The 26,015-nt window shown below is 54.2% G+C and carries 25 protein-coding genes and 2 other annotated features; all 25 genes read left to right on the forward strand.

What is annotated here, in order from left to right:
- Positions 1-33: 33 nt before the first annotated feature.
- The 25 genes from hemL to K2F33_RS15420 all read left to right on the forward strand — a co-directional run bounded on the left by hemL (position 34) and on the right by K2F33_RS15420 (position 26,009).
- Positions 34-1,335 (forward strand): glutamate-1-semialdehyde 2,1-aminomutase, encoded by a 1,302-nt coding sequence (gene hemL, locus K2F33_RS15300; RefSeq protein WP_263882140.1) that lies wholly within the window; start codon positions 34-36, stop codon positions 1,333-1,335.
- Complete coding sequence (locus tag K2F33_RS15305; protein WP_263882141.1) at positions 1,332-2,228, forward strand: RluA family pseudouridine synthase; 897 nt, start codon at positions 1,332-1,334, stop codon at positions 2,226-2,228. The genes hemL and K2F33_RS15305 overlap by 4 nt, the downstream gene beginning before the upstream one ends.
- A gap of 129 nt (positions 2,229-2,357) precedes the next feature.
- Positions 2,358-3,806: a LysM peptidoglycan-binding domain-containing protein gene (locus tag K2F33_RS15310; protein WP_263882142.1), complete on the forward strand. Its 1,449-nt coding sequence runs from the start codon at positions 2,358-2,360 to the stop codon at positions 3,804-3,806.
- A gap of 277 nt (positions 3,807-4,083) precedes the next feature.
- Positions 4,084-4,341: a binding site (T-box leader), on the forward strand.
- Positions 4,342-4,399: 58 nt separating this feature from the next.
- Positions 4,400-7,066 carry a valine--tRNA ligase gene (locus tag K2F33_RS15315; protein ID WP_076174371.1) on the forward strand — a complete coding sequence of 889 codons (2,667 nt, stop codon included), beginning with the start codon at positions 4,400-4,402 and terminating at the stop codon, positions 7,064-7,066.
- Positions 7,067-7,111: 45 nt separating this feature from the next.
- A complete protein-coding gene (locus K2F33_RS15320) occupies positions 7,112-8,488 on the forward strand; it encodes a bifunctional folylpolyglutamate synthase/dihydrofolate synthase (RefSeq protein ID WP_076174374.1) in 1,377 nt (458 codons plus the stop codon).
- Between the two features lie 4 nt (positions 8,489-8,492).
- The gene (gene murC, locus K2F33_RS15325; protein WP_089550337.1) at positions 8,493-9,857 is read left to right on the forward strand and encodes a UDP-N-acetylmuramate--L-alanine ligase; all 1,365 of its coding nucleotides are present in this window, start codon (positions 8,493-8,495) and stop codon (positions 9,855-9,857) included.
- Between the two features lie 182 nt (positions 9,858-10,039).
- The gene (locus tag K2F33_RS15330; protein ID WP_263882143.1) at positions 10,040-11,341 is read left to right on the forward strand and encodes an SPOR domain-containing protein; all 1,302 of its coding nucleotides are present in this window, start codon (positions 10,040-10,042) and stop codon (positions 11,339-11,341) included.
- Positions 11,342-11,459: 118 nt separating this feature from the next.
- Complete coding sequence (locus K2F33_RS15335) at positions 11,460-11,702, forward strand: DUF4321 domain-containing protein (RefSeq protein ID WP_076174380.1); 243 nt, start codon at positions 11,460-11,462, stop codon at positions 11,700-11,702.
- Between the two features lie 25 nt (positions 11,703-11,727).
- The gene (locus tag K2F33_RS15340; protein WP_105446166.1) at positions 11,728-12,330 is read left to right on the forward strand and encodes a Maf family protein; all 603 of its coding nucleotides are present in this window, start codon (positions 11,728-11,730) and stop codon (positions 12,328-12,330) included.
- Positions 12,331-12,373: 43 nt separating this feature from the next.
- Complete coding sequence (gene radC / locus K2F33_RS15345; RefSeq protein ID WP_076174385.1) at positions 12,374-13,063, forward strand: RadC family protein; 690 nt, start codon at positions 12,374-12,376, stop codon at positions 13,061-13,063.
- Between the two features lie 39 nt (positions 13,064-13,102).
- Positions 13,103-14,137: a rod shape-determining protein gene (locus tag K2F33_RS15350; protein ID WP_076174388.1), complete on the forward strand. Its 1,035-nt coding sequence runs from the start codon at positions 13,103-13,105 to the stop codon at positions 14,135-14,137.
- A 55-nt stretch (positions 14,138-14,192) separates the two neighbouring features.
- The gene (gene mreC / locus K2F33_RS15355) at positions 14,193-15,065 is read left to right on the forward strand and encodes a rod shape-determining protein MreC (RefSeq protein WP_076174390.1); all 873 of its coding nucleotides are present in this window, start codon (positions 14,193-14,195) and stop codon (positions 15,063-15,065) included.
- Positions 15,062-15,592 (forward strand): rod shape-determining protein MreD, encoded by a 531-nt coding sequence (mreD, locus tag K2F33_RS15360; RefSeq protein ID WP_397345588.1) that lies wholly within the window; start codon positions 15,062-15,064, stop codon positions 15,590-15,592. Before mreC ends, mreD begins: the two co-directional genes overlap by 4 nt.
- Positions 15,593-15,670: 78 nt before the next feature.
- On the forward strand, positions 15,671-16,333 hold the full coding sequence (gene minC, locus K2F33_RS15365; RefSeq protein WP_089548370.1) for a septum site-determining protein MinC: 663 nt from the start codon (positions 15,671-15,673) through the stop codon (positions 16,331-16,333).
- Between the two features lie 3 nt (positions 16,334-16,336).
- Positions 16,337-17,131 (forward strand): septum site-determining protein MinD, encoded by a 795-nt coding sequence (gene minD, locus K2F33_RS15370; RefSeq protein ID WP_076174396.1) that lies wholly within the window; start codon positions 16,337-16,339, stop codon positions 17,129-17,131.
- Positions 17,132-17,348: 217 nt separating this feature from the next.
- Positions 17,349-17,864 (forward strand): DUF2179 domain-containing protein, encoded by a 516-nt coding sequence (locus K2F33_RS15375; RefSeq protein ID WP_076174398.1) that lies wholly within the window; start codon positions 17,349-17,351, stop codon positions 17,862-17,864.
- A gap of 541 nt (positions 17,865-18,405) precedes the next feature.
- On the forward strand, positions 18,406-19,575 hold the full coding sequence (locus K2F33_RS15380) for an ABC transporter ATP-binding protein (protein WP_076174401.1): 1,170 nt from the start codon (positions 18,406-18,408) through the stop codon (positions 19,573-19,575).
- Complete coding sequence (locus tag K2F33_RS15385; RefSeq protein ID WP_076174404.1) at positions 19,572-20,231, forward strand: ABC transporter permease; 660 nt, start codon at positions 19,572-19,574, stop codon at positions 20,229-20,231. Before K2F33_RS15380 ends, K2F33_RS15385 begins: the two co-directional genes overlap by 4 nt.
- 41 nt (positions 20,232-20,272) lie before the next feature.
- Entirely contained in the window at positions 20,273-21,175 is a 903-nt protein-coding gene (locus K2F33_RS15390; protein ID WP_089548369.1) for an osmoprotectant ABC transporter substrate-binding protein, read from the forward strand.
- 12 nt (positions 21,176-21,187) lie between these two features.
- Positions 21,188-21,886: an ABC transporter permease gene (locus K2F33_RS15395; RefSeq protein WP_076174406.1), complete on the forward strand. Its 699-nt coding sequence runs from the start codon at positions 21,188-21,190 to the stop codon at positions 21,884-21,886.
- A 215-nt stretch (positions 21,887-22,101) separates the two neighbouring features.
- Positions 22,102-22,965: a M23 family metallopeptidase gene (locus K2F33_RS15400; protein ID WP_263882369.1), complete on the forward strand. Its 864-nt coding sequence runs from the start codon at positions 22,102-22,104 to the stop codon at positions 22,963-22,965.
- A complete protein-coding gene (locus tag K2F33_RS15405; protein ID WP_145163062.1) occupies positions 22,958-23,821 on the forward strand; it encodes a M50 family metallopeptidase in 864 nt (287 codons plus the stop codon). The genes K2F33_RS15400 and K2F33_RS15405 overlap by 8 nt, the downstream gene beginning before the upstream one ends.
- Before the next feature lie 127 nt (positions 23,822-23,948).
- Positions 23,949-25,193, forward strand: coding sequence for an Rne/Rng family ribonuclease (locus tag K2F33_RS15410; RefSeq protein WP_076174413.1), 1,245 nt, complete (start codon positions 23,949-23,951; stop codon positions 25,191-25,193).
- A gap of 58 nt (positions 25,194-25,251) precedes the next feature.
- Positions 25,252-25,338, forward strand: a sequence feature (ribosomal protein L21 leader region).
- Positions 25,339-25,351: 13 nt separating this feature from the next.
- Positions 25,352-25,663, forward strand: coding sequence for a 50S ribosomal protein L21 (gene rplU / locus K2F33_RS15415; protein WP_076174416.1), 312 nt, complete (start codon positions 25,352-25,354; stop codon positions 25,661-25,663).
- Positions 25,664-25,676: 13 nt separating this feature from the next.
- Positions 25,677-26,009, forward strand: coding sequence for a ribosomal-processing cysteine protease Prp (locus K2F33_RS15420; protein ID WP_076174419.1), 333 nt, complete (start codon positions 25,677-25,679; stop codon positions 26,007-26,009).
- The last annotated feature ends 6 nt before the right edge of the window (positions 26,010-26,015 follow it).

A 26,015-nucleotide genomic window follows, 5' to 3' on the forward strand; every position in this document is an offset into this window, starting at 1 on the left:
GGTGATTTAAACCGATAGATTGGAGTGAATGACATGAGCAGTATGTCAGGAAAGCGCAAGGAGGAGGCTTCCCGGTCGGCCTTTGAAGAAGCCAAGCAATATATCCCCGGCGGAGTAAACAGCCCGGTCCGCGCTTTTAAATCGGTCGGACTTACGCCGATTTATGTGGACCATGCCCAAGGATCGCGCGTGTACGATATTGATGGCAACAGTTTTATCGACTACGTCGGCTCCTGGGGACCCCTGATTATGGGACACGCCCATCCGGAAGTGATTGCTGCGGTTCAGGAAACGGCGGCCAAAGGCACGAGCTTCGGCGCGCCTACGCTGATTGAGACGGAGATGGCCAAGCTCGTGTGCGAGCGTGTCCCTTCGATCGACATCGTCCGGATGGTCAATTCCGGTACGGAAGCGACGATGAGCGCGATTCGTCTGGCCCGCGGGTACACGGGACGCAGCAAAATTTTGAAATTCGAAGGCTCCTATCACGGACACGCGGACAGCCTGCTCATCAAAGCCGGCTCCGGGGTGGCGACACTGGGTCTGCCTGACAGCCCGGGCGTGCCGGAAAGCGTGGCCAGCAATACGATCACGGTCGCGTATAACGACCTTGAGTCCGTAAAGCTTGCCTTTGAACGTTTTGGCGAGGAGATCGCCTGCGTCATCGTGGAGCCGGTAGCCGGCAACATGGGCGTCGTACCTCCGCTTCCGGGCTTTCTGGAAGGCTTGCGCGAAATTACTACAAAATATGGCAGCCTGCTCATTTTTGATGAGGTCATGACCGGGTTCCGCGTTCATTTGAACTGTGCCCAAGGCCGGTTCGGCATTACGCCTGACCTGACTTGCCTGGGCAAGGTGATCGGCGGCGGACTGCCTGTCGGCGCATACGGCGGCAAACGCGAAATTATGGAAAAAGTGGCGCCGTCCGGTCCGATTTACCAAGCGGGCACGCTGAGCGGAAATCCGCTGGCCATGGCGGCTGGGTTTACGACGCTGAAGCTCCTGACGCCTGCTGTATATGACCAGCTGGAAGAGCGCGCAGCCCGTCTGGAGGCCGGTTTTGTAAAAAATGCCAAAGAGCTTGGCATTCCGGTGACGATTAACCGCGTCGGTTCCATGGTATGTCCTTTCTTCACGGAAGGGCCTGTCGTGAATTACGATACGGCGAAGACGAGCGACATTCCGCGCTTCACCAAATATTTCGGCAATCTGATTGAGGAAGGCGTGAGCGTGGCTCCTTCCCAATTTGAGGGGATGTTTGTATCGGCTGCCCACAGCATCGAAGACATCGATGCGACGATTGAAGCCAATTACAACGCCCTTAAGCAGCTGTGAGCCTGAACCACTGGCTCCGGCGCGGGGAATGGCTGGAGCTGGCTCCGGGCAAAAAAATCGCATCGGCCGCGGACCGCGAAGCGGCGGCCGCGGCGTGGCTGCTGAACGAGGCAGGCCTGCCGGAGAAGCTGCTTGGACAGCTTCAGGCATCAAATGGCATCGAGTGGAAAGGGGACCGGCTTCGGCTGGCCCTTTTTGCTTCCCGCAAGGCGGGGATCGAGCCGATCTGGACGGATCTCACCGTGCTGTACGAGGACGACTTCTGCCTGGTCGTTCACAAGCCTGCCGGGATGAAGGTTCACCCGGATGGGCACACCGACGAAATCACGTTGGATCATGCCGTGGCCGCCCATTATCAGATGCAAGGGGAAGAGATTGCGGTCAGGCATATTCATCGGCTCGACCAGCATACCACCGGGCCCGTGCTGTATGCCAAAAATGACTGGGCGCAGCTTGTGCTGGACAAGGAGATGAGCGGCAAGCGGATTTCGCGGATTTACGCCGCCTTTGTCGAGGGGCGGATCCCTGCGGAGATGAAGGTCATCGACCTGCCCATCGGCAAGGACCGCCATCACAAGCAGCGCAGACGGGTGTCTCCGGGAGGGCAATCTGCGGTGACCCGGATTCTCCACGCAGAAGCCGGGAATCAAGCCAGCCTCGTCTATTTGGAACTGGAAACCGGAAGGACGCATCAGATCCGCGTTCATCTCAGTCATGTCGGTCACCCGCTGCTGGGCGATGCCTTGTACGGCGGAAGCATGTCCGCCATCGGCAGGCAGGCGCTTCACGGGGAGCGTCTCTCTTTCGCCCATCCGCTCACACGCGAGCAGATTGAGGTGAGCGATCCGTGGCCCGAGGATATGGAGCGTCTCAAAGCCCTTGTGAGAGCGTAAACCTAAGTATCATATGAAAACTGGCATGCTCCTCTTTTTAAAGCATATAAATAGAACGAGTAACGATTTTGGCTCGTGCTGTGGGGATGGCCCACGGTTAGAAATATGCCGAAAAGGAGGACGTTATTTGTGTTTGACCAGTCCTACGGTTTACGCTTTGACATTTACGAACGCATCCATTTAAACGAAGACGTGGCGGGTATCGAAGAACTCGAGGAAATCGAGCTGCTTCCGCATATTCAAGTGATCAGCCAGGACGAACAAGCCAGTCTGCGCGGGCATCTGCTCCTGTCGGGGCTGTACAGAAGCGAAGGTGAGGAAGAAGGGACGCAGCGGCTGGAGCATTTCATTCCAGTGGAGATTACGGTTCCCTTGAACCGGGTAACCTCGCTGGATGACATTGCGGTGGAAATCGAGAATTTTGACGTCGACCTGCTGTCCAAACGGAGCCTGAATATTACGGGCGTTCTTTCTCTGCGCGGCATCGAGACTCAGGTCGCGGAATCACCCGCCTGGAAAGCGGACGAATTCACGGTGGTTCATGCACCGGATGAGGACCTTCCGGAGGAAGCGGCGATCTTCGCGCAAGAGCGGGAGGAAGAGCCGGCTTCGGCAGAACCGGAACAGCGTGAATTCACGCCGCCAGACGACCCTGCGCCTGTCTGGACCGCACCGGCTCCATCCTTTACGCCGCCTCAGTCCCAAATTCAGGCAGAGCAGCCGGAACAGGTTCCGATCGAAGCTGCGGAAGCCAGTGACTCGGATGAAGCACGGGAAGCGGCAGCCTGGGAAGCCGCATGGCAAGCGGCTGCTGTTCCTCCGTCCGAGCCGGAGGAAGCGGCTGTGCCTCAGGCGTCCGATTCCCGCGAAACTGCGCCGTCTACCGCATGGGAATCTGCCCACGAACCTGAGCGGGAAGCGGCAGCGCCTCCGCCGCAGGTGGCCGGATTATCCGCTTTACATACGGACAAGGAACCATCGGAGCGGACAGCGGAGCCCCAGTACCCGAACAAGTGGCATTTTGAGCATGAAGAGGAGTCGGAGCTGCTGCATCCGGAAGCGACGGCGGTTCAGGCGGATGAAGAGCAGGAAGAAGACATCTATTTGAACGCGGCGGGTAAAGACCCGTTCAGCGAGCCTACGTTCCCGTTTGGAGCTTTCCAGGATAAAGTTCAGCAGGAAGAACCGCCTGAAGACCGGGAAATGCGGATTGCGCTCGGAAGCAAGAAGGAACCCGAGTCCGGCGAGAAGGAAGCGATCGGCTTTTCCTCGATCTTGTCCTCAAGCCGTTCGATCAAGGAGCTTGAGTACCAGCAGGCGCAGGAGGAGCAGCAGGCTGCTGATGCCATCGCCAGCGCGGGTGCTGCTGAAGCCGATGATATCAAATGGAAGAACCTGTTCCTCGGCAGTATCTCCGAGCAGACTCCGTTCCGTAAGGTCCGGCTGTGCATCGTTCAGCGGGAGGAGACGCTCGAGACGATCGCCGACCGTTATCAGCTGACGCCGCGGGAGCTTGTGCTGTACAACCGGCTGGCGGACCAGACCGTGCAGGAAGGTCAAATTCTGTATATTCCGTAACGATTTTGAGGCAATCAGAAGAGCCTGGCGCTTTGCGGCGCCGGGCTCTTTTTTTTTGTGCCCGGGATGAGGTCTGCCCGAACACGGGAAAATGGTCCTGCACTTTGGACTAAGGGAAGTTGACTATCGACATGAAGCGCGTTATTATGGAGTATATGTTTTGCAGAAAAACATCAACGAACGTCAAATACAGAAGACATCCTGAATTTGGCGGAAGTTTTTCTTGCGATATGAAACGCTTCAGCTTCGCTGAAAAATGATCCATTTCACCATCTTCACAAAAACGATGAACGGGAAGAGTAGGCGGTATTGCCCTTCAGAGAGCGGAATTGCAGCGCTGGAAGATTCCGCAGGATGCAGCTGTCCGAAGTCGCCCGGAAGTTGTCGGTTTGAGCACTTGCGTCCGAAGGCGCGGGAGGTAGAGCCGGCCGGCTGCAGCCGTTATCTGTACGAAGTGTTGCGAAGGCATGCGTGTTTGTGCTTGCTGTCGCAAAACAAAGGTGGTACCGCGAAAGAACAGCCTTTCGTCCTTTGAGGACGAAAGGTTTTTTGTATTTTTGGCAAAGCTGATCTTGTGATGGAGGATGAACAATATGACAGACCAGGAAAACCAAGCAACAACCGGGATGCCGACGACGTATGACCCGAAATCGGCCGAAAAGAAATGGTACAAATACTGGATCGACGGCCAGTATTTCAAAGCCGGGCAGAAGCCCGAGGCTGAGCCGTATACGATCGTGATTCCGCCGCCAAACGTAACGGGGATGCTCCATATCGGGCACGCCCTCGACTTTACCCTGCAGGATATTCTGATTCGCACGAAGCGGATGCAGGGGTACGACGCCTTGTGGCTTCCGGGCTCGGACCATGCGGGCATCGCGACGCAGACCAAGGTGGAGCAGAAGCTGCGTGAGCAGAATATTAGCCGCCACGACCTGGGGCGCGAGAAGTTCCTGGAGAAAGTGTGGGAATGGAAGGACCAATACGCGGAAACGATTCATGAACAGTGGGCCAAAATGGGCTTTTCGCTGGATTACTCCAGAGAGCGGTTTACGCTTGACGAAGGTCTGTCGAAGGCGGTTCGCGAAGTTTTCGTGAAACTCTATGAAAAAGGGCTGATCTACCGCGGCAAAAAGATCATCAACTGGGATCCGGCCGCCAGAACCGCCTTGTCCGATATTGAGGTTGAATATAAAGAAGTCAACGGTCATCTGTATCATTTGCAGTATCCGCTGAAGGACGGAAGCGGCCACATTACGGTAGCGACCACGCGTCCTGAGACGATGCTTGGCGATACGGCGGTAGCGGTTCATCCAAAAGACGAGCGCTACAAGGATATGATCGGCAAGATGCTCGTGCTTCCGATTGTCGGACGCGAAATTCCGATTATTGCCGACGAGTACGTGGAACGCGAATTCGGCAGCGGCGCCGTGAAAATTACTCCGGCACACGACCCGAACGATTTTGAGGTGGGATTGCGCCACGATCTGCCGCAAATCATCGTGATGGACGAGACCGGCACGATGAATGACCAGGCCGCGAAGTACGAAGGCATGGACCGGGCCGATTGCCGCAAGCAGATCGTTCAGGATTTGAAGGATCTCGGCGTGCTGATCAAAATCGAAGACCATGTGCACCAGGTAGGGCATAGTGAGCGCACAGGCGCCGTAGTCGAGCCTTACCTGTCGACGCAGTGGTTCGTTAAAATGCAGCCGCTCGCGGAAAGAGCCATCGAGGCGCAAAAGGCGGGCAAAGGGGTACGCTTCGTTCCGGATCGTTTCGAGAAAACGTACCTGAACTGGATCGAAAACGTCCGGGATTGGTGTATTTCCCGTCAGCTGTGGTGGGGACACCGGATTCCGGCTTGGTACTGCGAATCCTGCGGCGAGATCCACGTAGCCCATGAGGATGTAACTCAATGCTCCAAATGCGGAAGCACCGAGCTTACGCAGGACAACGACGTTCTGGACACTTGGTTCAGTTCGGCGCTGTGGCCGTTCTCTACCCTCGGCTGGCCGGAGCAGACGGCGGATCTGGAACGTTATTATCCGACGAACGTGCTCGTTACGGGCTATGACATCATCTATTTCTGGGTAGCCCGGATGATCTTTACCGCGCTGGAATTTACGGGCGAAATTCCGTTCAAGGACGTGCTGATGCACGGACTGGTCCGGGATTCCGAAGGACGGAAAATGTCCAAGTCGCTCGGCAACGGCGTTGATCCGCTCGACGTCATCGAACGGTACGGCGCAGATGCGATGCGCTACATGATCTCCACGAGCAGCACGCCGGGGCAGGATCTGCGCTTCCGGTGGGAACGCGTGGAGCAGGCGCGCAACTTTGCCAATAAAATCTGGAATGCCTCCCGTTTCGCTCTGATGAATCTGGAAGGATTCACATATGACGACATTGACATAAGCGGAGAGCTCAGCACGGCGGACCGCTGGATTCTCCACCGCCTGAACGAAACTTCCCGTGACATTACGCGTCTAATAGATGCCTACGAATTTGGTGAAACGGGCCGGCTCCTGTATAACTTCATTTGGGATGACCTCTGTGACTGGTACATTGAGTTTGCCAAACTCTCTTTGTACGGAGACAATGTGAGCGCCAAGAAAACGACGCAGTCGGTGCTTAGCTATGTGCTGGACCGCACGCTGCGGATGATTCATCCGTTTATGCCGTTCATCTCCGAAGAAATTTGGCAGCATCTGCCTCACGAAGGGGAAACGATCACGCTTGCGGCATGGCCGGAGTATGATCCAGCCTTCGAGGATGCCGAAGCTGCAGCCGAGATGTCGCTGCTGATGGATGCCATCCGTGCCGTTCGCAACATCCGCGCAGAGGTTAATGTTCCGATGAGCAAGAAGATCGAGCTGATGCTGAAGGCGGGCGACGAGCAAGTGCTGCAGATCGTGAACCGGAACGAAGTATACGTTCAGCGCTTCTGCAACACCTCGAGCTTTACGGCAGGTCTCGACCTGACGACACCGGACAAGGCGATGACTGCCGTGATTACCGGTGCCGAGCTGTACCTGCCGCTTGCCGGTCTGATCGACATTGACCAGGAGATTGCGCGGCTGGAGAAAGAGCTGCAGCATCTGAACAGCGAAGTGCAGCGGGTGGAGAAAAAGCTGGCCAATGAAGGCTTTGTGGCGAAAGCGCCGGCAAAAGTCATTGAAGAGGAGAAGGCCAAGATGGCCGACTATTCCGATAAACGCAGCAAAGTCATCGCACGGATCGAAGAGCTGAGAGGCTGATCACGACGCAGCAGAAACTTAACTAAAATTCAGAAGGTGAATGGTATGGGGGATCAATTGGAAGCCGGACGGGAGGCTTCTCTGCGCACATATGAAGAGGCGGCGAATTGGATTAACGGTCTGATTCCGTTTGGGATCAGACCGGGGATGCAGCGGATCGAAACGTTAATGGAGAAGTTCGGGAACCCGCACCGGAGGCTGAAATTCATTCATGTCGCCGGTACGAACGGGAAAGGGTCGACATGCGCTTACTTGACCCGTGTACTTCTGCAAAGCGGTTATTCGGTAGGCACGTATACTTCGCCGTATATCACCAAATTCACGAACCGCTTTCAGTACAACGGGGAAGACATTCCGGAGGAGGTGCTGCTCTCCCTGGCGAACCGCCTGTACCCTGCGGTGCAGGAAATTGCGGCCACGGAGCTCGGATCGCCGACGATGTTCGAAGTGTCCACGGCTTTGGCGATCCTGTATTATGCCGAGGAATGCTACCCTGACGTGGTTGTATGGGAGACCGGGCTCGGGGGAAGGCTGGATGTAACGAACATCGTTCACCCCATCGTCTCCATCATCACCAATGTCGGGATGGACCACACCGATATTCTTGGCGATACGCTTGTGGAAATCGCCACGGAAAAGGCCGGCATTATCAAACCAGGCGTTCCGGTGGTCAGCTGCGTGAACCAGCCGGAAGTCATTGAGGTGCTGAAGCAAAAAGCCGAAGAGTGCCGCGCCACGCTGTATTTGGCGGGAGAGCAGTTCACCTACGAATATACCGGTTTGGACGGTTCGTTACAGACGTTCCATTTCAAAGGTCCTTTCCGCGAGCTGGATCTGAGCATCGGGATGAAGGGCGAGCACCAGATTGCCAATGCCGCCGGCGCGATGATGGCGCTGGAAGTGCTGCGGCAGTACATGGCTTTTGTCATGGACGATGAGGATCTGCTGAAGGGGTTCCGGGATACGAAGTGGGCCGGCCGGCTCGAAGAAGTGGGCGATTCTCCGCGGATTGTTCTGGACGGGGCGCATAATCCGGAGGGGCTGGAGAGCCTCAGCAAGAGCCTGCAAAGGCATTATCACTTTAAACAGTTAAATTTGATGATGGGAATGCTGTCAAATAAGCATCATGAGTCCTCTTTGAAGCATATACTTCCAATAGTGGATACGCTTATCCTGACCGAGCCGGATTTCCGAAAAAAAATGGACGCTGATGCTTTGCTGGACATTGTGGAGCGGCTGAAGCATTCTCACGGCAAACCAGGTTTGCAGATCATCGTAGAACCGGATTGGAAACACGCGCTAGACATACTTAAGTCACGGACAGAACCGGGGGATTTGGCAGTGGTGTCCGGCACGCTGTATTTGATTTCTGATGTGCGGGCAGCCCTGCTGGGTCAGACCGATTCTGAAAAAGGTTGGTGAAAATCTGTTGAATTCTGAACATGTTCATTTTATCGGTATTGGTGGCTACGGGATGAGCGCCATCGCACGGGTTATGCTGGAAATGGGATATACGGTCACGGGTTCGGACGTGGCTGCCCAGGAATTAACGGAAAAACTGGCTGCCAAGGGAGCCAAAATTTATATAGGCCATACGGCCGAGCAGGTTCACGGAGCGGATTTGGTCGTCTATTCGACGGCGCTTCCCAAGGACAACGTGGAACGAAGAGAGGCGGAGCATCTGAACATTCCGATCCTTCACCGCTCGCAAATGCTGGCCAGATTGCTGAATGAGCGCAAGGGCATCGCCGTTGCGGGAGCACACGGCAAGACAACTACATCGTCCATGATTGCACTCGCCATGGAGGAATGCGGCGCAGATCCGACGTTTATTATCGGCGGGGAAATTATGAACGTCGGCACGAACGCCAAAGCCGGCAAAGGGGACTACGTGGTGGCTGAGGCGGATGAGAGCGACGGCTCCTTTTTGCAGTACCATCCGTGGCTCGGCATCGTGACGAACATTGAGGCAGATCATCTTGAAAACTACGACGGCGATTTCGAGAAGCTGAAGAGCGCTTATGTGCAGTTTTTGAGCCAGATCAAGGAAGACGGCACGGCCGTCGTCTGCGCTGATGACGCGAATATCCGCGCGATCCTTCCTTCGATCCGCTGCAATGTGGCCACCTACGGGATCGATTCCGATGCGGAATATACCGCCGAGGATCTGGTCCTGGGCGACCGTCACGCATCCTTCACGATGAAGCATAACGGACAGACGCTGGGAACCGTCGAGCTTTCGGTTCCGGGACGCCACAACGTCTATAACGCCATGGCCACGGTGATCGCCTGTCTGAAGGCAGGGATTCCGTTCGAATCCATCGCTGCGGGCGTTTCGAAGTTCCACGGTGCCAAACGCCGTTTCCAGGTGCTCGGCGAGAAGAACGATATTCTGATCATCGACGATTACGCGCATCACCCGACGGAGATCGAAGCTACCATCAGTGCCGCCAAGGCTACGGGCAAAAAGATTATCGCCGTGTTCCAGCCGCAGCGCTATACACGGACCTTCTTCCTGCTCGATGCATTCAGCCGGGCTTTCGGCGGAGCCGATGAAGTGATCATTACCGACATTTATTCGCCAGCCGGAGAGAAGCAGATCGAGGGCGTGAGCTCTTCCAAGCTGGTTGATTTGATCGTCAAAAACAGCAATGCGGGCGCCCGTTATTTGCCGACGAAGGAAGATGTCCTGAACGATCTGAAGCCGCGGCTCCAGCCAGGGGTGCTTGTCCTGACCATGGGGGCAGGCGACATTTGGAAAGTCGGGGCGGAAATCGCCAAGACAATGTAAGGAATGCCTCTGCCGGATGGGCACGGGCTGCATAGGATCATGACCGAAGAAACCGTAATTCCCTGTCTGAAAGGGGATTACGGTTTTTTTGCTCTTGTCATTTTCGTGGGACAATCAAACATAACTTCTGGAAATCTATCATATATACATAGTAGATACGGACAAGGGTGAGGTGTTTGGGTGTGAACAAGGCGAGAATGACGTTCCGGTTTGATGAAGAACAAGGGCGCCAGCTTGAAGATAAGAAGGACCGCGGACAGTTGACGGTTGCGGGATCCGCTGCACAGAACCCTGCATGGGCGGATGATCGTAATTCCGGAAGCAGCCGCCGCGATGTTGAAACAAAGCGTACCCCGATATCGGCTGTGCCTGCGTCGATGCAGGGATGGAGTGATCCGTTCAACAGGGAGGACAGCTGGGAGCGTCTGGAGGAGAGGATGGGTTACGGAATACAAGAGCGGGCAGAGGAAACCCATGAGCATGAATCCGGTACGGACGGACCAGATCATCGCTATCCGGACAGCTTGGAAGACTGGGACCCGGATCGTGCCAATAATAGGTACACGGTCAGGGAGGGCTATGATGTCTACGATCACATCGAGAACAGACCCGATGAAGCAGGGCCCGGGCCAATCATCGAGGAGTATTCCTACCGGCCTCACCGGCCGGGATCGATATGGAAAGTCGTTGGAACCGTAACTGGAGCCATCGTCACCGGGGCGTTGTTCGGTTTGGTGGTCCTCTCCTTTTTCAAGGACGGATCTGCGGGGATGGACCCGGGCGGCGACACAGGAAACCCGAGTGCTGTAAGCACCTCTGCGCAGTCCGGCGAGGATCAAGCTTCTGTGCCGGCGGTCGCCGTCGAGGTGGGTCCTCAAACCTACTACATGCTGCAGTATGGCGTCTTCAGCACTGCCGACCGGGTTCAGCAGGCGAAGGATGAGCTGGAGCAGTACGGCATTGCCGCAGGGAACGACCCGGATGAGGAAAACCGGGTGTATGCGGGCCTGTCCACAGACCGCGAACAAGCCAAGCTGCTCAGCAATCAGCTGAAGGCGGAAGGGGTTGATCTGTATGTGCGGGAGGTGGATCTCCCGGCCGCAACCTCCCTGCATTTTAACGGGGACGCTGAGGCCGTTAACCAATACTTTCAGGTGAGCGCGGACTTGGTTGCGCTGCTGAGCCAAACGTCGGCGAGCCTCCTTGGCAAGGATCTTCCGGGGAAAATCGGTGCCGAGGATATGAGCCGTTTGACCGATCTGCACCGGCAGTGGACGGAGGCGGCCAAGCCGTTCCAGGCCGGCCTGGGCGCGGATCAGCAGGAGATGGGCAGGCAGCTGGAGCAGGCGATGAACAGCTCGCTTTCGTCCGTCGAGGAATACAACAAAAATACGGCGAAGGGGCATTTATGGGAAATCCAGTCCAGGATGATGGAATTCATCATGCTGCAGAAGCAGCTTGTCGCTTCCCTGGAAAAAGCATAAAACACAAAGATCCGGCGTGGAAATGGAAATACTTCCCCATGCCGGATTTGTGTTTGTATTGACGTCCAAATAACCGTATAATAATGTGGGTGTCAAATTATGGCGAGGGAAGAGAAGAATGAAGAAGAATGTTGGAATATTACTGCTGTTTCTGCTGCTTGGCTGGCTGGCGGGAGCATGGATAGCCAAAGCGCTGGAGCCTGTACAAGCTCTTTCTTTTCTGACCGCATCCACGATGATCAAATGGTCACCGCAAGCTAATTTGGACATTATCAGTTACGACATTACCATTCAAATGAAACTAAGCCTGCTGAGTTTGATCGGCATCATTGTCTCCGTGTGGCTGTATCGCAGGCTTTAACTACCGGACAAAGGAGATCCTTTCATTGAAATCAAACCATTCACGCCGCATTATTCTGGCATCAACTTCACCGAGAAGGCAGGAGCTGATCGCTTCTCTACATATTCCGTTTGAGATCCGTCCCAGTCACGCTGAAGAACATACACCCGAAGATTGGACACCGCAGCAGGTCGTGGAAGGACTGGCCTTACGCAAAGCGGAAGCCGTTCATGCCTCGCTTCATGATGATAAGGAGGATGCCGTGATCGTCGGTAGTGATACGGTTGTTGTGCTGGACAATCAGGTGCTGGGCAAGCCGGTCGACAAGCAGGATGCGGTTCGCATGCTGACATCGCTGCAAGGCCGGACCCACGAGGTATATACGGGAGTCGCCGTCATCGATGTCATGAACGGCAAGACGATGGTGCGCCATCGTGTGACGTCGGTGACGATGAAGCCGCTCACCGGGCGCCAGGTAGAGGCTTACGCCATGAGCGGAGAGCCTGATGACAAAGCGGGCGCCTATGCGATCCAGGGACTCGGGTCAACGATCGTCGAACGGATCGAAGGATGCTATTTTAACGTGGTCGGACTGCCGCTGTCCCTGCTTTCGGACATGCTGGGCGAGTTCGGAATCGACGTTTTGTAAAACTTGCGGATGTTATTTGAATGAAGGGAAAGAAGGGGAACTTATGGAGTCGCAAACTTATCTGCTGCGCGACATCCCCCATGAAGAACGCCCGAGAGAACGCATGCTTGAATATGGGGCGAGTGCTTTAAGCCATGCCGAACTGCTTGCTATTTTGCTTCGGACGGGAACCCGCCAGGAGTCAGCCGTACATTTGGCTCAGCGGATACTGAAGCAAGTCGGCAGTTTGCGAAATCTGGTCGACCTGAGCGTCGAGGAGCTGATGTCCATTCGGGGCATCGGCAGCGCGAAGGCGCTGCAGCTCAAAGCCGGAATCGAGCTCGGACAGCGTTTGTCCAGAGCTCGCAAAGAGGAGCCCGTTACGATACGGAGCCCGAAGGATGCCGCGAACGTGCTCTCAGAGCAGCTGCGGTATTTGCAAAAAGAACATTTTGTCTGTTTGTTTTTGAATACGAAAAATCACATTATTGCTCAAGAGACGCTTTCGATCGGCAGTCTGAACGCCTCCATCGTGCATCCCCGCGAGGTGTTTCGCGCAGCCATTAAATGCAGCAGCGCATCCGTCGTTTGTGCACACAATCATCCCAGTGGAGATCCCACCCCCAGTCCAGAAGATATTTCCCTGACCGCCCGGTTGAAGGAGGCAGGGGACATTGTGGGCATAGAGGTGTTGGATCATTTGATTATCGGTGATGGAGGATACGTCAGTTTGAAGGAGCAAGGCTTGATGTAATATAATAGTTGAGATTGACGAAGAAAGGGAGATTACAGCATGTTAGGGAGCTTCACGAAAGATTTGGGTATTGACTTGGGGACGGCGAATACGCTCGTTTATGTCCGTGGAAAAGGAATTGTCGTAAGAGAGCCCTCGGTAGTCGCTTTGCGCACCGATACGAAGAGCATTGAAGCCGTTGGTGAATCCGCCAAGAAAATGATCGGCCGCACGCCGGGGAACATCCGTGCCATCCGTCCGATGAAGGACGGGGTTATCGCTGATTTTGACACGACGGCCACCATGATTAAATATTTCATCCGTCAGGCGCAAAAGCAGCGCTCTATGTTCCAGCGCCATCCGAACGTGATGGTTTGTGTACCCTCGGGCATCACTGCGGTAGAGCAGCGGGCGGTTGAAGATGCCACCAAACAGGCGGGTGCGCGTGAGGCTTACACCATCGAAGAGCCGTTTGCGGCAGCCATCGGTGCAGACCTTCCGGTATGGGAGCCAACAGGCAGCATGGTCGTTGACATCGGCGGGGGTACAACTGAAGTTGCGGTTATTTCCCTTGGCGGTATCGTTACGAGCCGTTCGGTCAGAGTGGCTGGCGACGAAATGGACGAATCTATCATTCAATATATTAAACGGCAATACAATTTAATGATCGGGGAACGGACTTCAGAGCAGCTGAAAATGGAAGTGGGCTCTGCGCTGCCGCTGGAGCAGGTGGAAACGAGCGAAATCCGCGGTCGTGACCTTGTAACCGGCCTGCCGAAGACGATCACCATCACATCCGACGAGATCAGTGAAGCTCTGTCTGACACGGTCAATGCGATCGTTGAAGCGGTGAAGGTGACACTGGAGAAATGTCCGCCGGAGCTTGCCGCCGACATTATGGACCGCGGTATCGTCCTGACCGGAGGCGGAGCCCTGCTGCGCAACTTGGACAAGCTGCTTGCACAAGAAACCGGCATGCCGGTCATCGTGGCGGACAATCCGCTGGACTGCGTCGCCATCGGTACAGGCAAGGCGCTGGAGAACATTCATCTATTCAAATCCCGCAGCAGTTCGGCCGTGCGTTCCAAACGCTAGGCAGTTATAAAGCGGGTCACCCCTGATCATGGGAGAGAAATCAGTAAGTTAGAGGGTGTTAGAACTGTTTAAACTGCTCGGTAATAAGCGATTGTTTGTCATACTGATTGGTTTGGTTATGTTTATTGCGCTCATGGGATTTACGTTGGGGCCCCGGGCCTCGTTATCCTGGCCCGAGAAGTTTCTAAGAGATACGGTCGGATTTGCCCAAAATATCTTTTATAAGCCCGCTGGTTACATAGCGGGCTTGTTTAAAGATATTGCCAATATGCGGGACATTTACAAAGAAAACGAGGAGCTCAAAATTGCTCTTGCCCATTATACACGCGATAAAGTCCAATATAATCTTATGGACAAGCGAAATAAGGATCTGGAAGAAGCGCTGCATTTTACGAATGCCCAGAAAGAGCAAAACAATTATACTTATCATATTACCCAGGTCGTTAGTGTCAACTCGGATACGGTAAACCGCTCCCTGGTCATTGATCTGGGCGAGCGGGACGGCATCAAGGTCGGCCAGTCCGTCATTTCGAGCGAGGGCCTTGTCGGAGTGATCAGCCATGTCAGCAACTTTACGTCGACCGTCAAGCTGATTACGACGATGGATGCGAAGGACCCGAATTCTAACGGCATTTCGGCAACGGCACTAAATAATCATAACGTGTTCGGAATTATCGAAAGTTACGACGAGGTTAGCAAGACCCTGCAGATGACCCAGATCAAAGAGGACGATCCGATTAAGGAAAAGGATACCATCGTTTCCGCAGGAGATCCGAGCAAGTATCCGCAAGGTCTTATTATCGGAACTGTCGAAAAAGTACAGGTCAGTCCGTTCGGGAAAACGAAGACGGCGACAATCAAGCCTGCGGCGGAGTTCCAGGACTGGAAGCTGCTCTTCGTCGTATCGCAACCGGAGGTACCGCAATAATGGTCCGCAAGCAAGTGCTGATCCTGCTGCTGTTCGTCCTTTTTCTTCTCGAAGGGACGGTCGTTCCCTGGCTGCTGCCGGGCTCCTGGCAGAACGTCATTTCGCCGAATCTGGTCCTTATCGTCCTGTTATTCGTTTCGGTATACCATCACCGTCATACCGCGCTCGTTCTCGGGATTATATTCGGCATGCTGCATGACGTCGTCTTTTACGGGGATATGATTGGCACGTACTCCTTTGTTATGGGGGTTACGGCTTATATTATGGGCTTTATTTTTCGGATGCCGCGCGCCCAAATGCCGGTCATGATGACGGTCATCATTTTGGGAAGCCTGCTGTTTGACAGCCTGCTGTACGGGATCTACCGGGTGTTCTCGCTCACGGCCGTTCCGTATAACTGGAACCTGCTGCACCATATTCTGCCCGATCTGGTCGTTCATTTCGTTTTCGGGTTAATCATTTATGTTCCGCTGCGCAAGCAGCTCGAGAAGCTTGGTAAACGCGCAAAAGTGGAAAAGGCGGCGTAAACCGCCCTTACAATTTGCATAATCAGGCAGGAACTTATGCATCCGGGAACGAAATGTATAGAGATGGGAGGGACAGGCATGGCAGTCAAATCGAATCATGTGACGATTAAGGGCATCAAAGATGGCCTGGTTTTCCTGCTCGATGACGAATGTGAATTTGAGGAACTGCTGGGTGAGCTGAGGTATAAGCTGGAGCATACTCATCAAAATATTTTGACCGGACCGATTATTCATGTAGACGTGAAGCTTGGGTCAAGGCGTATATCGGAAGACCAGAAACAATCCATGCTGGACATCTTGAAGCAAAAGGGAAATTTGCTGATCCGTTCCGTAGAGATGCCTGAGGGGGAAACCGAACCCGGGAAAGAGCCGGCCTATGCGGTCATGAGCGGAATGGTCCGATCGGGCCAGGTGCTGCATCATCACGGGGACCTGCTGTTCCTGGGTGACGTGAACCCGGGCGGAAGCATTCTGTGCACGGGTGATATTTATATATTGGGGGCTCTGCGTGGAATGGCCCATGCAGGCGTAGAGGGAAATGAGGAAGCGATCATTGCAGCCTCCTATTTTGCCCCCACCCAGCTCCGGATTGCCGAAAGAATCAGCCGGCCTCCGGACGAATGGAACATTCGGGAGACAAGCATGGAGTTTGCGTTTTTGCGCGACGGAGCCATGCAAATCGATAAAATTAGCAATATTGTCCGGATACGGCGGGATTTTAACGTGTTTAAAGGGGTGTAACACATGGGAGAAGCTATCGTCGTTACTTCCGGTAAAGGCGGTGTGGGCAAAACGACCACATCGGCGAACATCGGAACCGCGCTTGCGCTGCTTGGCAAAAAAGTGTGCCTGGTCGATACCGACATCGGCCTGCGCAATTTGGACGTCGTGATGGGCCTGGAGAACCGGATCATTTACGATTTATGCGATGTGGCGGAAGGGCGCTGCCGATTGAACCAGGCGCTGGTGAAAGATAAGCGCTTTGACGAGCTGTATATGCTTCCGGCCGCCCAGACCAAGGACAAAAACGCGGTGTCGCCGGAACAGGTCAAGGATATCATTCTTGAGCTGAAGAAAGAGTACGAATATGTCATTATCGACTGTCCTGCCGGCATCGAGCAGGGGTTTAAGAACGCGATTGCCGGAGCGGACAAGGCAATCGTCGTTACCACGCCGGAGAACGCCGCGGTTCGTGACGCCGACCGTATTATCGGGCTGCTGGAGAGCTCTGCCGTGGAGTCGCCCAAGCTCGTCGTGAACCGGATTCGGCCGAATATGGTCAAATCCGGAGACATGCTCGACATCGAGGATGTGCTCCAGGTGCTCAACATCGATCTGATCGGGATCGTGCCGGATGACGAGTACGTCATCAAGGCAGCCAACAGCGGGGAACCTACGGTGATGAACCCGGAATCGCGGGCCGCGATCGCGTACCGCAACATTGCGCGGCGCATCCTGGGCGATACGGTGCCGCTGATGCAGCTGGACCAGAAGAAAAGCATGTTCACCCGTTTCAAAAAGCTGTTCGGAATGGGATGACCGGATCTTTTATACGATGATTATTCTATAGAGAAGGGATGGAGCCAAGCGGCTTCATTCCTTTTTTTTTGCGTTTGAGCTCCGCATCATTTCCTCCAAATTCCCTTGATGTATGGCCATTTCCTTTCATTCATCGATCCCGGGCGTGAATAGAGGCTTGGCGAATTGGGTTAAGTTACTACAAAGACAACCTGAGAATAGACAAGGGGTGCTTACTATGCTCGGAATACTGATTTTTATTTTCGTCATCCAAATCGTGTACGTCTCTTTCTTTACGCTGCGCATGATCCTGACGTTGAAAGGCCAAAAGTATTTGGCCGCGGTGCTCAGTATGTTTGAAATTACGATTTATGTGCTCGGACTCAGCATCGTGCTGAAGTATGTCAATCAGCCGCTGTCCCTGATCGTGTATGCCGTGGGCTACGGTCTTGGCGTTCTGGTGGGCTCGTGGATCGAAAACCGGATTGCGCTCGGCTATATTACGATGAAGGTCATCGTCAATGATCCCGGGAGCGATATGGCCAACACGCTGCGCAACATCGGGTATGGCGTCACCTCCTGGATCGGCAGCGGCCGCGACGGCCATCGTCTGGTCTTCGAAGTGCTGGCCAAACGGAAAAACCAGAAGAAGCTCTACAACTCCATCCTGGAGCTTGACCCGAAGGCATTCATTGTCGTCACCGAGCCTGTCATGCTTCATGGGGGATTCTGGACCCGGGGAACAAAAAAATAGTACCGGCGGACGTTTCATTGCGGGATCGGGGGACAGTGCTGCAGAGGCTGCATTTTCTTTTTATAAAAAAAGCCCCTGCCTGTTTCATTTTGCAGCAGAATGGGTAATAAACTAAAACCTGCTGTGAGCCAGCCAGGCAGGAGGTCCCAAATTTGTTGCTTGGAACCGGATCCACAGTCGCATTTCGCCAATCTTCCGTCCAGGTCCAAAAGAGTTAGGCTTGTCTATTTGCAGTTTGGCATGTCTGTTGAACGCGAGAATCTAAGGATGCACGGATGCTTAGCTTCATCCATTCGTTGCATATGGCAACGCTCACGCAGTATTTGGATGATTCCTTTAACTCCCCGTTAGGAAAACCGCTTTTCCACTACATAACAGGCCGTGAGCCTATCTATGAAACAAGCTCGGTTACTTGAAGATTGAAGCCATGTTTGATGGACCCGCTCCCTTTTGCGGACGGACCATGTCTTTGCGCCGGATGGCGGATGATATGCGAAATGCTCCACATACTATGAATACAGCTGGCTAAAGGAGCGATTGAATGATTGTACTGGAACATGTAAACAAAGTGTATGATGACGGGTTTCATGCCCTCAAAGACATCAACCTGGAGTTTAAGAAGGGTGAAATTACTGTCTTGATCGGCCCCAGCGGCTGCGGCAAATCGACGACCATGAAGCTGATCAATGCCCTGAACACCCCTTCCTCCGGAAAAGTACTGATCGACGGAAAAGACATCTCCGGGCTTAACCCGGTGGAACTGCGCCGGAATATCGGATATGTCATTCAGAGTGTAGGCTTGTTTCCTCATATGAATATCGCCAAAAACGTGGCGGTCGTCCCTCATTTGAAAAAGTGGGATAAAGAGAAAACCGACCGGAAAGTGAACGAACTGCTCGACCTGGTTGGTCTCGACCATACCATATACCGGAACCGTTATCCTTCCGAGCTCAGCGGCGGGCAGCAGCAGCGGGTCGGGGTTATCCGGGCGCTGGCGGCCGACCAGGATATTATCCTGATGGACGAGCCGTTCTCGGCGCTCGACCCGATCAGCAGGGAGCAGCTCCAAGATGAGCTTATCCGGCTGCAGCAGGAGCTGAACAAGACGATCATTTTCGTGACGCATGATATGGACGAAGCGATCAAAATCGCGGACACGATTGTGCTGATGAAGGATGGGCAAATCGTGCAGACCGGGAAACCCGAGGCGATCCTGCGCCATCCGGCGAACGATTTCGTCCGCAACTTTATCGGCCAGAAGCGGCTGCAGAGCGAGAACGAGTTATCCTATGAAATTCCGCTCGTTGACGACGTCATGATTACGAATCCCGTAACGGCTTTTCCAAACCGCGGACTGGCGGAAGCGATCAAAATGATGGAGTCCAAGCGCGTAGACTCCCTGTTTATCGTGGACCGGAACAAGCAGCTGCAGGGCGCGGTTTCGATTTACCGGGTGCTGGACATGTACGGGGAAGAGGGCAAGACAGTTGCCGACGTCATGATCCCTGTCCGTTTCTCTGTTGCTTCAGGGAGTACGCTGCCCCAGGCCATTGAGCTCATGGACAGCCACCAGCTGAGCAATGTCCCCGTGGTCGACGGGAATAACCGGTTCCTGGGACTGGTAACCCGGGGCAGTGTCGTCAAGCATCTGGCCGAGGTATATCCGAACCTGGCCCCTCCGCAGCCTGCCGGAGAGGGGGAGCCGGTGTGAGTGAATTTTGGAGCTTTATCACCGAAAGGTACCCGGATATCCTGCTGGCCCTCCGGCAGCATCTGACCATCTCCTTTTCCGCGGTGATCCTCGGGACGATCGTGGCGGTCCCTATCGGCATTTTGCTGGTATACAACCGGGTTGGATGGATCAACAGCGTCGTATTTTTTATCGCCAACCTGTTCCAGACGATCCCGAGCCTGGCGCTGCTGGCCATTCTGATTCCTCTGCTTGGCATCGGCGTGAAGCCGGCGATTTTGGCGCTGCTGCTGTATTCCCTCATGCCGATTCTGCGGAACACGTACGACGGATTCCAGTCGGTGGATAAAGGCGTGCTGAATTCCGCCAAAGGCATGGGATACAGTGCAGCCCAGACGATTCTGAAAATCCAGCTTCCCTTATCGCTTCCTTATATCATGTCTGGCATACGGATCACGACGGTGTATATCATCAGCTGGGCGACGCTTGCTTCCCTGATCGGGGCCGGCGGGCTCGGGCAGCTGATCGTTTCGGGGCTTGGCGTCAACAAGCCGGAAATGATCTTTATCGGCGGCATCGGCGCAGTTGTGCTGGCTCTGGTGGCCGACGGCCTGCTGGGGCTGCTGGAAGGCTGGCTGACCCGGCGCTACCGTCAAACCCGGAGTGCTGCCGTATGACAAGGCTGACGAAGCCCTTTAGACTGATCCGAGGAGGCGTGATGAAACTGAAAACGTTCAAATTGTCGTTATTTTTGTGCTGTGCCATCCTTCTGACAGGCATCACTTCGGCCTGCGGGATCCAGCAGGATGTGGTTATCGGAACCCAAACCTACACCGAGACGAAAATTTTGGCCGAAATGTACAAGGCCTTGATTGAAGATAAAACCAATGTCAGCGTCGACATCATTCCCGACCTGGCTTCAAGCTCGATCGTCATCAATTCGATGAAAAGAAACGACATTCAAATGTCCACGCTCTATACGGGCGAAATTTTCAACAACCATTTTCCGATCAGCCAAACCAAGGACCGGGCGAAGGTGCTTGAAGAAGCCAAAGCTGGCTTTGACAAGTATTTTCATTTTACCTGGCTGGATCCATTAGGCTTTGAGAATACGTATGCCTTTACGGTCCGTAAGGATCTCGCCGATTCGAAGGGCTACCAGAAGATTTCGGATGTCAAAAAAGATATGGCGTCCATGAAGCTCGGCGTGGATACGACGTGGCTGGAACGGGAAGCGGACGGTTATCCGGCCTTTTCCAAAGCATATGGCATCAATTTCGGGCAGGTGTTCCCGATGGAGATCAGCCTCGTGTACAGCGCGGTGGCGAACCGTCAGGTCGATATCGTGCTTGCTTATTCCACGGATTCCCGCTTGAAAGCCTATCAGCTGCAGACGCTGAAGGACGACAAGCAGTTCTTCCCTCCGTACGACGCGAGTCCGGTGATCCGGACGGACATCCTCCAAAAGCATCCTGAAATCAAAGACGCCATTGCTCCGTTGATCGGGCATATCGATGCCGACACGATGATTTCGCTGAACTACCAGGTGGATATCGAGAAGAAAAGCGAGCGGGAAGTCGCGATTGCCTATTTGAAGGAGAAAGGTTTGATCAAGAGCTAGAGGAGGGTTAGCATGGACGAGAAAAAGCTAACGTTTATGGATTTCGTATCTTATGTCTCGCGGAACAGCGGGCTATTATGGGAGTATTTCATCCAGCATATTTTGATGGTGGTGATCGGACTGGGGCTTGCGATCGTCATCGGGGTACCGCTCGGTATTTTGTGCTCCAGAAGCCGCTGGGCGGCGAAGGTCATTCTGTTCATCACCAACATTCTGCAGGTCATCCCCAGCCTGGCGATGCTCGTCATCCTGATGCTGTGGCTCGGCCTGGGCATGAAGACGGTGATGGTCGGTTTGTTCCTGTATTCGCTCAACCCGATCGTCCGTAATACGTACGTCGGGCTCAAGCAGGTGGACCCAAGCTATATGGAATCCGGCAGAGGCATCGGCATGAGTCCGTTTCAGCTGCTCTATAAAGTCCGGTTCCCTCTGGCGCTGACCTACCTGATGTCGGGGATCCGCATCGCCGCGGTCATAGCGATCGGTGTCGTGACGATTGCGCCATTGGTCGGCGGCAGTGGTCTGGGACGGGAAATTTATGCGGGCCTGAACAGCAACAACTCGCTGCGGATTTTTGCCGGGGCCATCCCTGCGGCGCTGCTGGCGATTGTGGCGGACATCGTGCTGGGCTACCTGCAGAAGAAGCTGGACCTGAGCAAAAGGAAGTCGTCGGGCGCCGCCCCGGTCCCGCCTAAAATTCAGAAGGTGTGAGGAATGGAAGCAAAAGCAGCTTCGGGAATGTCCCGGGGCTGCTTTTTTTTGTGTTCCGTAACGGTGTGATAATGCATTGGAGCATCAAGGACCCTGAAACGCCAATAGCCGATGCTATGGAATCACATGGTGGAACAGGCTTGTTCTAAAAACGGGACTTTCCCACATAAACTGGTATAAAACAAGCCTCGAAAAGGGGATGAGCACAAGTGGACATGAAATCTTCCATCAAACAGCGGAGAGAAGAACGGATCCGCGATCTGCTGACCAGAGACGATTTGTCAAAAACGATGCCGATCCAGCCGCCCTCGCAGCCTTCACCATTGCCTGTACGGGACGAGCCAAGGCTGTGGAGCCGGGGCAAACTGCCCGAAAGCTACGTGCCCGAGCCCGATCCGGAGAAGCAGTGGAAAAAGGAACGTTATCAGGCCGGCGGCCCCTTCCATAGAAAGCACCACTTTGTTTCCGGCTTCATGTGGCGCCTGTTTTTCAGCGCCATCGTGTTTGCGGGAGTGTGGGGCGTGTTTCACTTTCCGATCAACCAGCCGTGGAGCGGCAAAGTGCAGAGCTTTGTCGTTCAATCGCTGAACCGGGAAATGGATTTTCAGGCTGCAGAAGCCTGGTATGAAACATACTTCGGGAAAGCTCCCTCTTTTATCCCTATTTTCAAACAGGATCCGGTGTCCCCATTGAAAGTCGATGCGTCCAAATCGATGGTGCCGCCGATCGAAGGGAAAATCGTACAGGCCTTCGCCGTCAACCTGAAAGGAGTGGAAATTGCTCCGGATGAGGTTTCAAGCACGGCGCTTCAGGTGAAAAGTGTAGAAACGGGACGTGTTATGGAAGTGTCGGATTCGCCGGAAACCGGAGTCACGGTGACCATCCAGCACTCCGGCGGCTTGGTAGCGACATACAGCCATTTGCAGGAGACGCAGCTGCAGAAGAACGATTGGGTCGAGGCCGGAGACCCGGTCGGGTCGCTCGGACAGGGGAGTGACGGTGAAACGCCGACCTTGTTTTTTGCGGTCAAAGAAGGGGGCCATTATGTGGATCCGGCCGATGTGATCCCGATTGATTAACGTTCGCGGAATGACCCTGTCGCTGCACCCGTTTTTCGTGATCCTGATGCTGTTTTCGGTCGTTACCGGGCATTTCCTCGAGCTAATTACGCTGTTCGTCATCGTATTCATTCATGAGCTGGGACATGCCGGGGCTGCGCTGATGTACGGCGTTCGCATCCGTTCGATTCAGTTCCTACCGTTCGGCGGGGTGGTGGAAATCGAAGATCAGGGCCGGCTGTCCGCGTGGAAGGAAATCGTCATCGCGGCAGCGGGGCCTTTGCAAAACGGAATGATGATCCTGTTCGCGCTGCTCCTCCGTCTGGCCGGCTGGGGGGATGGCGCATTTCTGTCTTATGTAATTTATGGCAACGCGATGATTGCATTGTTTAATCTGCTGCCGATTTTACCCCTTGATGGAGGCAAAATATTACAGTCGGCTGCCAGCTTGTTTTTCCCTTATCACCGTACGCTTCTCTGGTCCTCGAGGATCAGCGTTGGGGCGAGCGTGATCGTCATTATATGCGCGCTGGCACCGCTTTTTCAAGGGAAGGGCAGCGTTCAGCTCAACCTGCTGTTAATCGGTATATTTCTGCTGTACTCGAACTGGGTCGACTACCGGAACCTGCCCTACCGATTTACAAGATTTCTCATGCACCGTGAATCGATGTACACCCGCTCCAGAGCGGACGGGGAACTCGCGCAGCCCATCGTTGCCGATCCGGCGAAACATTTGGACAGTATCCTGCGTCTATTAAAAAGAGAGAAATACCATCTTATTTATGTGATGAACGAGCGCGGAAAAATTATTGCCGTGCTTCCCGAGCAGCGCATTATTTCTGCTTATTTTGCGACAGATCGTACTTCGTGGATATAAATACGCAAGGAACAACGAACGTGAAAAAGGTGTGAATGCGGGCTGCTCCTAACTCAGGGATGGAGCTAATTTAAAGGAGATTTCATGGTACAATGAAAAAGATATGTCTTCTGGCAGGGGTGAAGCCATGAAACAAATGATCGTTCACATCGAACCGAAGCTGACCCAGATGGCGCTCTTGGAGGAAGGCAAGCTGGTGGAATTCGCTGCCGAGCGGAGCCAGGGGCACAGTCTGGTCGGGAGCTTTTACAAAGGGCGTGTGGTCAACGTATTGCCCGGCATGCAGGCCGCGTTTGTGGATATCGGTCAGAAAAAAAACGCCTTTTTATACGTGGACGACGTGCTGCATCCGCATTTGGAGAAGCAGCCGAAGGACAAGCCGAATATCGAATCGCTGCTGCGCGTCGGGCAGGAAATCGTCGTCCAGGTGATGAAGGAGCCGCTTGGCGGCAAAGGCCCAAGGGTGACGACGCACTATTCGCTTCCGGGCAGATGGATCGTCTATATGCCGCATGCGGATTATGTGGCCGTCTCCAAGAAGGTATACCGGGAGCATGACCGGAACCGGCTGAAGGTGCTGGGCGATTCCCTCCGGAGGAGCGGAGAGGGCGTCATCATGCGGACTGTCTCCGAGGATGAACATCCGGATGCCATCGAAGGGGATTTGAACGCGCTGCGGGAGCGGTGGCTAAGCATTCAGGAGAAGGCTGACGCCTGCGCGGCACCGTGCCTGCTGCACCGGGATCTCAGTATCGTGCAGCGGTTTATCCGCGACGTGTTCGATCCGGAGCAGGACGAGCTTTGGATTGACAGCCGGCCGGAAGCGAGAGAAGCCGAGCTGTTTCTGGAGGAGATTGCCCACGGCGGACACCGGCCCGTACGAATGCACCAGGGCCATGAGCACATTTTTAGAGCCCATGGCGTTCAAGAACAGCTGGAGCGGGATTTTGCGCGCAGGGTGACGCTGGAGAGCGGAGGCACGATCGTGCTGGATCAGACCGAGGCGCTGACGGTGGTCGACGTCAATACGGCGAAATATACCGGCGGCGGCAATTTGGAAGAGACGGTCACGAAGACCAATCTGCAGGCGGCAGAAGAAATCGCCCGGCTGATCCGTCTCCGCGACATCGGCGGCATCATTATCGTCGATTTTATCGATATGGAAGAAGAGAAGAACCGGCAGGAGGTTGTCAACCGGCTGGAGGCGGGTATGAGCCGGGACCGGACCAAGAGCCATGTCGTCGGCTGGAGCAAGCTTGGCTTGCTGGAGCTTACGCGGAAGAAAGTAAGAGAGGACACGGCTGTCATGTTTTCCAAATCATGCGAAGTATGCGGCGGAACGGGGAAAATAAACCTTCTGAGCGCGCATTGACTTATGATGGACGGATATGTTAATATCTATGAGTATGTGTCCAGTATTTATTGCTTGTCACATGCTGTAACCGCTCCGGTCGGGTTTACAAGTGCCGCTGCTTAAGACGGCAGGCCACCTGGATTAGGCGAGTCTGAGACATGAGGAGGTGCAAGCAAATGTACGCAATTATCGAGACAGGCGGTAAACAATACAAAGTTCAAGAGGGCGACGTATTGTTCATCGAGAAGCTGAACGCAGCCGATGGCGAAAGTGTAACTTTCGACCGTGTATTGGCCGTATCCGGTGACAACGGTCTGGTGGCAGGAACTCCAGTCGTAGCCGGCGCATCCGTAACCGCTAAAGTTGAGAAGCATGGTAAGGGCCAGAAGGTTGTTGTATACAAATACAAACCTAAGAAGAACTACCACAAGAAGCAAGGTCATCGTCAGCCATACACAAAAGTTACGATCGAGAAGATCCAAGCGTAAGAAGGTGCGCTAATTGATTAACGTACGGATATTACGCCGGGAAGACGGCAAGATTCGTGGCTTTGAAGTGAAGGGGCATGCGAACTACGCGAAGGCCGGAGAAGACATCGTATGCGCCGGAGTATCGGCGGTCACGGTGGGAACGGTCAATTCGGTGGAAGCATTAACCGGAACGGTCATGGACAGCAGAATGAACAACGGTTTTCTGAGCGCGGACGTTCCTTCGATGGAGGAATCAGGCGTGCACGAACAGGTTCAGTTGCTGCTGGAATCGATGGTGGTTATGCTGAATTCCATAGCAGAATCATACGGGAAGTATATTCAAATACAAGAAGTACATTACTAACAGAAG

Source organism: Paenibacillus sp. PSB04 (assembly GCF_025809195.1).
GTDB lineage: Bacteria > Bacillota > Bacilli > Paenibacillales > Paenibacillaceae > Paenibacillus_AQ > Paenibacillus_AQ favisporus.